The 6203-nt window shown below is 71.6% G+C and carries 7 protein-coding genes and 3 pseudogenes; 9 read left to right on the forward strand and 1 reads right to left on the reverse strand.

Translation table 11 applies throughout. The features are described 5' to 3' along the window. The first annotated feature begins 58 nt into the window (after positions 1 to 58). The 7 genes and pseudogenes from IG90_RS0134795 to IG90_RS0134825 all read left to right on the forward strand — a co-directional run. Positions 59 to 628: a DinB family protein gene (locus IG90_RS0134795; protein ID WP_030593960.1), complete on the forward strand. Its 570-nt coding sequence runs from the start codon at positions 59 to 61 to the stop codon at positions 626 to 628. Between the two features lie 100 nt (positions 629 to 728). After that, positions 729 to 1829, forward strand: coding sequence for a winged helix DNA-binding domain-containing protein (locus IG90_RS0134800; RefSeq protein WP_030593962.1), 1101 nt, complete (start codon positions 729 to 731; stop codon positions 1827 to 1829). A gap of 130 nt (positions 1830 to 1959) precedes the next feature. Further along, entirely contained in the window at positions 1960 to 2664 is a 705-nt protein-coding gene (locus IG90_RS0134805; RefSeq protein ID WP_030593964.1) for a DUF4230 domain-containing protein, read from the forward strand. 95 nt (positions 2665 to 2759) lie between these two features. Further along, positions 2760 to 3137, forward strand: a pseudogene (locus tag IG90_RS0134810) (lytic polysaccharide monooxygenase auxiliary activity family 9 protein); the annotation flags it as partial. Between the two features lie 187 nt (positions 3138 to 3324). Further along, the gene (locus IG90_RS0134815) at positions 3325 to 3999 is read left to right on the forward strand and encodes a TNT domain-containing protein (protein WP_030593968.1); all 675 of its coding nucleotides are present in this window, start codon (positions 3325 to 3327) and stop codon (positions 3997 to 3999) included. A gap of 6 nt (positions 4000 to 4005) precedes the next feature. After that, a complete protein-coding gene (locus IG90_RS0134820; RefSeq protein ID WP_030593970.1) occupies positions 4006 to 4239 on the forward strand; it encodes a hypothetical protein in 234 nt (77 codons plus the stop codon). A 31-nt stretch (positions 4240 to 4270) separates the two neighbouring features. Beyond that, positions 4271 to 4720, forward strand: a pseudogene (locus IG90_RS0134825) (alpha/beta fold hydrolase); the annotation flags it as partial. A gap of 27 nt (positions 4721 to 4747) precedes the next feature. Here the strand turns inward: IG90_RS0134825 and IG90_RS40080 are convergent. Then, positions 4748 to 5116, reverse strand: a pseudogene (locus IG90_RS40080) (DUF1801 domain-containing protein). An 81-nt stretch (positions 5117 to 5197) separates the two neighbouring features. Here IG90_RS40080 and IG90_RS0134835 point away from each other — a divergent pair. Further along, the gene (locus IG90_RS0134835) at positions 5198 to 5707 is read left to right on the forward strand and encodes a mycothiol transferase (RefSeq protein ID WP_030593974.1); all 510 of its coding nucleotides are present in this window, start codon (positions 5198 to 5200) and stop codon (positions 5705 to 5707) included. Between the two features lie 111 nt (positions 5708 to 5818). Next, positions 5819 to 6109 (forward strand): hypothetical protein, encoded by a 291-nt coding sequence (locus IG90_RS0134840; RefSeq protein ID WP_030593976.1) that lies wholly within the window; start codon positions 5819 to 5821, stop codon positions 6107 to 6109. Positions 6110 to 6203: the final 94 nt, after the last annotated feature.

A 6203-nucleotide genomic window follows, 5' to 3' on the forward strand; every position in this document is an offset into this window, starting at 1 on the left:
TCCCTTGCGAAGGTTGATCCGTACCGCACGACGGAAACACCGGAAGGACCTGATCACCATGACCCCAGCCGCCATGCCCCTCGACGCCGAACGCACCGACCTGCTCGCCGCCCTCGCCACCGCGCGAGCCGCCCTGATCCGCTCGGTCGAAGGCCTCAGCGACGAGCAGGCCGGTGAGCGCCCGACGGTCAGCGCCCTGTGCCTGGGCGGTCTCGTCAAGCACGTCACGGCCATGGAGGACAGCTGGCTGCGCTTCGTGACCGAGGGGCCGTCGGCGATGTCCTTCGCCCTGCCTGACGGCGTCACCTGGGACGACCTGGCGGCCGGTACCGCACGCGAGCTCCCGAAGTGGGCGGTCGACCGGGACAAGGAGTTCCGGATGCTGCCCGGCGAGACGACGGCCGGCATCCTCCACGCCTACGAGCAGGTCGCCGCCCGCAGCGAGAAGATCATCCTCGCGGTCCCCGACCTCTCGGCCGCGCACCCGCTCCCCGAGGCCCCCTGGAACGAACCCGGTGGGGAGTGGAGCGTACGGCGGGTGCTGACCCACGTCCTCACCGAGACCGCACAGCACGCCGGCCACGCGGACATCCTGCGCGAGACGCTCGACGGGCGGCAGGCGACCTGACCGACCAGGCATCGGGGCGCCGGGGCGCCGGAGGAAACGGCGCCTCGCGTGAGGGTGTGCGAGGAACCGACAGCGACGACCGAGATGGAGAAGCGACACGATGACCGTCCTCGACAACCGGGCGCTGAACCGCGCCATGCTGGGGCGGCAGTTGCTGCTCGACCGGGCCGACCTGCCGGTCGAGGACGCCGTGGCCCACCTCTGCGGCCTCCAGGCGCAGGAGCCGCAGGAGCCCTTCGTCGGGCTCTGGTCCCGGCTGACCGCCTTCGATCCGAAGACGCTCTCGGACCTGCTGACCCGGCGGAGGGTGGTGCGCACCCATCTCATGCGCCGCACGGTCCATCTCGTCACCGCCGACGACGTCCTCGCCTGGCGGGCCCGCCACGAGGCGATGCTGCGCCAACGGGTGCTCGGCGTCTACCGCGACGAGCTGAAAGGGGTCAACCTCGACGAACTAGCTTCAGAAGCGCGAGAGTTGATGGCCGACGGGAAACTCCGCACCGCGGCCGAGATCGTGCGGGAGCTCGCCCCGGGCCGGCCCGGTCCGGGGCCCCGGGCTCTTGGGGAGATGGTGGTCGCCGCCCTCGTCCCGATGGCCCAGGCGCCGCCGCGCGGACTGTGGCGAGCGAAGGGCGGAGTGCGTAACGTCGCGCTCTCCTCCTGGCTCGGCCGCCCGGTCGACCCGCCCGCTCCCGACGGCTCCGACCCGGTCGGCCAAGCGCTGGTCCGGCGCTATCTGGCCGCCCACGGTCCCGCCGCCACGGCAGACCTGCGCGCCTGGTCCGGCCTGGCCGGCCTGCCCGGCGCGGTGGCCGCCGTACGCGACGAGCTGGTCGCCTTCCGCGACGAGCGGGGACGGGAGCTGCTCGACCTGCCCGGCGCGCCGCGCCCGGACCCGGACACCCCTGCCCCGGTACGGTTCCTGCCGGCCTTCGACAACGCGATCCTCGGCTATCAGGACCGCAGCCGGATCATCGACGACGCCCACCGCGGCCTCTCGGTCGCCGGTGAGCGCGTCGTGCTGGTCGACGGCCGGGCCGCCGCCACCTGGAACATCACCGACGGCACCGTCACGGTGGATCCCCTGCGCACCTTCTCCCGGACCGACCGTGCCGCCGTGGCCGACCAGGGCCGGGAGCTGGCGTCGTTCCTCTCCGGCGGCGAGAGCGACCGCGTACGGGTGGCGGCCTCGCCGCGCTGAGCGGACCCGGCCGCCGGGAGAACCCTCGCGTCTGCCCGCGCGTACCGGAACGGGCCCATTTTGTGCGGGAGTTCGTACGAGAAGCGGGGGAGACGGACTGAAAGCACCGGGCGCGGGTCACACGCAGAACATGACGTCCAGCGACGTAACCACAGAGCCCGCGCCGCACGGCGACGGAAAGCGGAACGCACGCCCCTCCCGGGGGTGGCTGACGGTCCTCGGCATCGGCGCGGCCGTACTGGTCCTGGTGTTCGCCGGCAGCCGGCTCAGTCTGCTGCCGGGGCTCGACGACCTCTTCGGCGAAGAGACCCACGACCGGTCGGGCCCCGCCGTGCTCAAGTCGATCCAGGACATGAGCGCGTACGAGGCCGCCTCGGGCAACTTCCAGGTCGTCGTCGATCTGGAGAAGGACGCGAAGTTCCTGCCCGACGCGGTGCGTGGCACCCGCACCCTGTTCGTCGGCGCGGGCACGGTCGGCGCCTCCGTCGACCTGGGCAAGGTCACCGGGGACGGCGTCGTGGTCGACGAGGACCGGACCACGGCCGAACTCAGGCTGCCGCGCGCGGTGCTGGGCAAACCGGCGCTGGATCCCGACCGTTCCTACACGGTGTCCAAGCAGCGAGGTCTCCTCGATCGGCTGGGCGACCTCTTCTCCGACAACCCCGGCAGTGAGCAGGCGGTCAACAAGCTCGCCGCCCAGCACATCTCGGAGGCGGCGAAGGAGAGCGAACTGACCGTCCGCGCGGAGAAGAACACCGCCGCCATGCTGAAGGGGCTGCTCGGCTCCCTCGGCTTCGAGCACGTCACGGTCCGCTACGGCGACGACCAGGGGTGATCGCGTCACCCGGGCGGCCGCACCGGTTGCGTGCGGCCGCCCCGCGCGGATCCGGAGGGCGGGCGCCCCCTGCCCACCACCCTTGACGTGAACGCGCCGGTACGGTCAGCTGCGGCGCGATCAAGTACGAACCGCAGAGCGTCGAGGGCCCCAAGGGGCTCAGCAGCTGCAGCGGCGGCAACAGCGGCTTCGCCGAGCCGGACGGCGACTCCAAGGGCTGGTCGGTCACTCCGGTGAACCGCTCCCAGCGGTTCGAGTGGAAGCTCACCGCACGCCACTCGACGAGCACCTGGCAGTACTTCGTCGGCGGCGAGAAGATCGCCGGGCTCGACGACGGCGGCGCGCAGCCCGGCGCGACCGTGACCCACCGGGTCGACTTCGGCAACAAGACCGGCCGGCAGAAGGTCCTCGCCGTCTGGAACATCGCGGACACGACGAACGCCTTCTGCGCCTGCATCGACGTCAACGTCAGCCAGCAGCCGCGCAGGTCGGGGTCCACGACCCTGCGTCCACCACGCCCCGGTCGCGCTGCGACGCGGCCGGGGCGCGGAGCTGTTCACGGTGGCCGGAAAGCGGCATGGCGCGGAAGTCTGGCGTAGTCGAGCGGTTACCCTACGTCAGCTGTCCTGATTGGTCATCAGTGCTCGAGGGGACTCCTGAATGAACCGCATGCCTACCGTTCTCGCCGCGCTCGGCATCACCACCGGACTGATCTCCGCCCCCGCGGCGAGCGCCGCGCCGGGACCCGCCAAGCCGGCGCCGGCCGCCGAGCGCCACGAACCCTGCACCGGAGAGTTCCGCGGCGACGCCCGCCTCGGCCCCAAGTGGCTGCCGAACAAGCGGCTCGCCCCGGTCGGCCCGCTCCTCAAGGGCTACCAGCGCACCGGTGACCTCGCACCGAAGGACTTCCTGAAGAAGTACTGGGAGGGGCCCGCGGACACCGGCAGCTGGAAGTATCCGCCCAACGACGGCTTCGCCGAGGTGAACGGCCAGATCGACAAGGAGCCCGTCAAGCTCCGCACCGGCCAGCGCCTGGACCGCTTCGGTTCGGAGTACGGCGGCTATTTGGCCCCCGCGGGCGACGCCTACGCCGAGCGCTCCCTGCCCCCGCAGAACCTCAGCACCCGTGACGCGGACACCCCTTGCGACTACCGCGTCTACAAGGTCGCCAAGCCCTTCTGGGTCTGGCAGGGTGGCATCGCCCCGTGGTTCGAGCAGCCCGGCGGCGGTCAGCAGATCAAGCTCGACGCCGTGTTCCTCGACCCGGGCGCGGGGCAGCGGCTCAATGTGAAGTGGCTGCTGGACAACGCCTACCTGACAGCCGCAGGCGCGTAACCCACCGTGGAGCGCCGGGCACTGCACGCCGCACTCGTCGAGGCACGGATCCCTGGCGGCTACTACCGGATCGAGGGCGTCCACGAGCCCGCCCCCACCCCGCCGGACTTCCTCTTCGTCCGGCGGGGAGCCGACGAAGGCTGGGAGACCGGGGCGTTCGAGCGCGGCACATACGAAGTCATCGCCCGCCACCCGGACGAGGCCGCCGCCTGCACCCACCTGCTGAGCCTGCTGGTCTGACACCCTCCCCGCACGGGGGTTCCGCCGGACCGCCGGCTTCTACGCGGGCCTCTCCGGCGACACCCTCGCCCCCGCCGACCGCGGAAGCCTCTTCTTCGCACCGCCGGGCGTGCGCATGGCCGACCGGTTCCCCACCGACAAGCTCCCCGGCCGGCTGGACGAGCGGGACCTCGACGTCTACAGCGAGGAGTTCGAACGCACCGGCCTGACCGGCGCGCTCAACCGCCACCGCACTGTCGACCGGGACTGGGAAGACCTCACCGCCTGCGACGGAACACCCATCACCCAAGCCTCGATCTTCATCGGCGGCGCCCTGGACACCTCCACCACCTGGATGTCCGACGCCATCGACGCCTACCCACGGACCCTCCCCGGCCCGTCCGCCGCCCACATCCTCGAAGGCTGCGGCCACTGGATCCAGCAGGAACGCCCCGACGAGTTCAACCGCCTGCTGACCGACAGGCTGCACGGCCTGCGCTGAGGGACCGCGGTCCGCGAGGCCCCCGCGTCAGCAGGCCGTGCCGCGCGTCGCCGCCGTAGCCCGCCGTAGATCACGGACGGGCGTGAAGTCGATCTTCTGCGGGTCGCGGAAGCGCAGACAGTTGTCGCCCCTGTCGTGGGATGCCGGCCGGTCCGCGAACGCGTTGCGGACGTCCGTGCGCAGCAGGTAGAACGAGATGTGCAGCTTCTGGTCGGCGGAGGCGATCTCGCTCGTCCCCGCCCCCCGCTCATAGGCGGCCATGCCCTACGCCATCACCTCGCGGAACCCCGTCGGCTCCTCCCGGCACAGCGCGTGCAGGGCCGTACGGGCCTCCCGGTGGGCCTCCGAGGCCTCGGCGAGGTACCGATCGGCATTCTCCGCGCGGCTCCGGACCAGGAGGAGATCGAACGGCGACTCCCGCCGCCCGGCGGTGTGTCGCGTCCCGGGGCCGCGGAGCCTTCGGGCGAAGGTGGGCGGATGAACACTGCAGGCATGCTGGCCGAAGCGTTCGACCGGATCGGGGAAGCTGTCCACGCGGCGGTCGAGGGACTCTCGCCCGACGACCTCAACGCCCGTGTCGACGTGGGGGCGAACTCGATCTCCTGGCTGGTCTGGCATCTCACCCGCGTCCAGGACGACCACATCGCCGATGCCGGCGGAACCGGACAGATCTGGCTCACCCAAGGCTGGGCCGACCGCTTCGCGCTGCCCTTCGACGAGACCGCGACCGGCTACGGGCACACCGGCGACGAGGTCGCCGCCGTCCGCGTGGACTCCGCCGAGCCCCTCATCGGCTACTTCGACGCGGTGCACGAGCGCACCCTGGACTTCGTCGCGGGACTGGAGGGCCACGCGCTGGACCGGATCGTCGACGAGGGCTGGTCACCCCCGGTGACGCTGGGCGTCCGCTTGATCAGCGTCATCGCCGAGGATCTGCAGCACGCGGGCCAGGCCGCCTTCGTCCGAGGGATGCTGGAACGCGCCTGAGAACCGGCGGCGGGACCGGGCCCGCGCACACCCGTGCACAGTCCCACCGGCGGTGCCATACTCGGAAGGAGTCGGCTGGACAGGCTTGCCATCGTCCGAAAGGTGACCGTAATGAGCTGGGCATCTTGGACGACCAGCGGAGTGTTCGCGGGAACCGGCGGCGTACGCACCGAGGAAGCGGGCATCCTGAGCGGCGACCTCACGGTCCACACGACCTGGTCCGACGGACAGGCGTCGGTGGCCGTGCAGTACAGCGGCTCCTCCGACTGGTTCACCCTCACCGGCAGCCCCGTGCCGTGCCCCTCCGAGGAGGAGAGCCGCATCTTCCACCAGAGCGTGGTCGAAGCCGTCCGCGCCGGCGAGGGCGCGACCGTCCCACCGGTGGGAGTGGGACCCGCCTAGGGCCAATGCCGTTCGGTTAGCCGTCTGACGGGTTTGGCAACGTGCTGGATCTCGATGTGGACGGTGGTCCTGTGGGTGCGGTGGTCGATGGCGC

The sequence above is a fragment of the Streptomyces anulatus genome, from assembly GCF_000721175.1.
Lineage (GTDB): Bacteria > Actinomycetota > Actinomycetes > Streptomycetales > Streptomycetaceae > Streptomyces > Streptomyces anulatus_C.